The organism is Streptomyces sp. NPDC049577, from assembly GCF_040675635.1.
Lineage (GTDB): Bacteria > Actinomycetota > Actinomycetes > Streptomycetales > Streptomycetaceae > Streptomyces.
Map to the genome: position 1 here is coordinate 1 of NZ_JBFAPH010000533.1, position 2,567 is coordinate 2,567.

Annotated in this window: 3 protein-coding genes; all 3 read left to right on the plus strand. The window is 70.4% G+C overall.

Annotated elements, in window-relative coordinates:
- Positions 1-275 (plus strand): hypothetical protein (locus AB0K09_RS32230; protein WP_366068943.1); only part of this gene is annotated, 275 nt, incomplete at its 5' end.
- Positions 272-1,807, plus strand: a complete 1,536-nt coding sequence (locus AB0K09_RS32235; protein ID WP_366068944.1) for a relaxase/mobilization nuclease domain-containing protein — start codon at positions 272-274, stop codon at positions 1,805-1,807. The genes AB0K09_RS32230 and AB0K09_RS32235, both read left to right, overlap by 4 nt.
- 33 nt (positions 1,808-1,840) lie before the next feature.
- Positions 1,841-2,567, plus strand: a 727-nt coding sequence (locus AB0K09_RS32240) for a hypothetical protein (RefSeq protein ID WP_366068945.1), incomplete at its 3' end; no start/stop codon positions are given.

Below are 2,567 nucleotides of genomic sequence, written 5' to 3' on the forward strand. Positions count from 1 at the left end.
CGCTGCACGGCGACCCCGCGACGGTCAGCGAGCGGCACGCGCTCTACCGCGAGCTGAAGGCGATACGCCGGCAGGTCGCGGGGTACTTCAGCAACGTCAACCAGCTCACGAAGATCGGAAACGCGACAGGGGAACTGGAGGCCGCGACCGGCCCCGCGCTCGTGGCATCCACCCGTGTGCTGAACCGCCTGGACGACCTGCTCGCCACGATGACTCCGCCGCCGGACCGGTCCACCGCCGAGGCCGAAGCAGCGGACGGCGGCGAGTACGAATGATCGCCAAGGTCATCGACAAGAAGCAGTCGGACGGGCGCCGGGTGCGCGGCAGCGACCCGGTCGGGCTCGCGCTGTATCTGTTCGGCCCCGGCAAGCACAATGAACACGTCGACCCGCACATCGTGGCGGCGGACGTGACCCTCGGAGTGCCGGACGGACACCGGTACACCGACAAGCGCGACATCATCGATCTCGGGCACGACCTCAACGCACCGCACAAGCTCTTCGGGACCGAGTTCCCCGGCGGACACGTCTGGCACTTGGTGTTGTCGAACGACGGCAAGAAGGACCGGCTGCTGGCCGACGAGGAGTGGGCCGAGATCGCGCGTAGCGCGATGGACAAGATGGGCTTCACCGAGTCGTCCGGGAAGGCCGCGTGCCGCTGGTTCGCAGTCCGACACGGCCTGTCGATCGACGGCAACGACCACATCCACATCGCGGTGAACCTGATTCGCGAGGACGGTACGAAGGCATCAATCTGGAACGACCGCCGCAAGCTCCAGACGTTCGCCGCCGAGATGGAGCGCCGGTACGGACTGGCCGTGATCGAGGGACGCTCGGGTGCCGGCCTGCCCGGTGTCACGCGGGCGGAGAAGGAGATCGCCGCACGGACGGGTCAGCCGGAGCCGGCCCGGTTGCGTTTGACGCGCGCCGTACGGGCCGCCGCCGTCGCGTCCGCGAGCGAAGCCGAATTCGTTCGCCGACTGCGGGGCACGGGTGTGCTTGCGCGGCCGCGGTACGGCGAAGGAGGGCGCACCGAGGTGGTCGGCTACTCCGTTGCCCTGCGCCCGGTGGAAGGTGGCAAGCCGGTGTGGTTCGGCGGCGGGAAGCTCGCTCCGGATCTGACGCTCGCCCGGCTGCGTGCGCACTGGAAGCAGGACGTGGACACGCGCCGCGAAGCGGTCGAAGAGTGGATCGGCGAGGGCCCGGCACGCACTGGCAGGGAGGCCCGCGTGCTGCGCGCGGAGGCGTGGACCGAGGCTGAGGAACAGATCAACGGTGTGCTCGCGCGGCTGGCCGAGGTGGACGTCGAGGACTGGGAGACATGGGCCGGTGTTGCGCGCGAAGCGGCCGGCATCTACGCGGCACTCTCCGCCCGGCTGGAGGGCCGGTATCCGGGGCCGCTCGCCCGTGCGGCCGAGGCGCTGTCACGGTCGGCGCAGAGTCGGCACGGGCAGCCGCGAGCACGCCGCAGTGGCGTGGCGAGCCCGCTGCGGGGCGTGCAGATGATCGCCATTCAGGCGCGGTCGATGGGCCGGAGTCGGGAGGGTGAGGCGATGCTGATCCGCAGCATGTTTCGCATCGTCGGCATCCTGCACGACGTCCATGCTGCCCGGGGCGAGGCCACCCAGTCCGCGCGCCTTGCGGTGCTGGCCCAGGGTGAGCTGGCGGCTCTTCACCGGTCTCTGATCGGTGGAGGCCTTCCGCAGTCGGTGAGCGCGGACCAGCCGACGATCGGACAGGCCGAGGGGCGTGTCGAGCAGCAGCCGGGGAACCGGCCGGACCGTGACCGCGACGATCGCGAAATCTAGGATCACGGCACACAGGGAGGGGAGCACAGCATTATGAGTGAGCAGCCCGTAGAAGAGGTTTTGGCGGCGTTCGGTGAGAGAATCCGCGCGGCCATCGCGGTGGCCACGGAGGTTGCCGAGGTGGTCGCCCGGCGGCGGATGGAGCTTGCCCGCGAAGCACAGGCGAAGTCTGACGCGGCGCGCGCCGATTTCGCGGCGCGGCTGAAGGCGGAGCGCGACGGCGCGATGCCCATCATGCGGCAGCCGTGGGACGCCGCATGGTGGCGTCGCGCGCAGCCGGAAGAGGTTGCTCACGTGTGGCAGGTCACCGCCGGGTGGGCGGCGACCGATGACCCGTATGCGCGGACCACGCTGGATCACATGCGGCGGCAGATTCAGCAGCGGTACGGCGTCCAGATGCCCGACCAGCCGGCCGCCAACAGCGAGCTCGCCGCGCTTCTCGCGACGCCGAAGCAGGCGACGGACGCACAGACCCAGCTCGACGCCGCCGGTAAGGACGAGCCGCCGTTCCCGACGGCACCGTCGACGGAGTACCAGTACGTCGTGCGCGACGCCGCCGACCCGAGCAAGGTGCTCGTGCAAGGCACGATGTCTGCCTACTCCGGTGCCGAGCCGGCGGACGTGGCGGTCCAGGGGCTGCGCGACTACGCCCGCGGTGCGGCCGTCATGGGGCAGGACCCTGCCGAGCGGATGAACCGGATCCTGGCGGCGGCGTATGGGCGGAGTGGACCCGCCCGCGACCTGTCTGGCGTCACTATCG

Bases quoted from the DNA above. Each gene is read 5' to 3' on its own strand.
- AB0K09_RS32235 (WP_366068944.1), top strand. From the start codon at position 272: ATGATCGCCAAGGTCATCGACAAGAAGCAGTCGGACGGGCGCCGGGTG.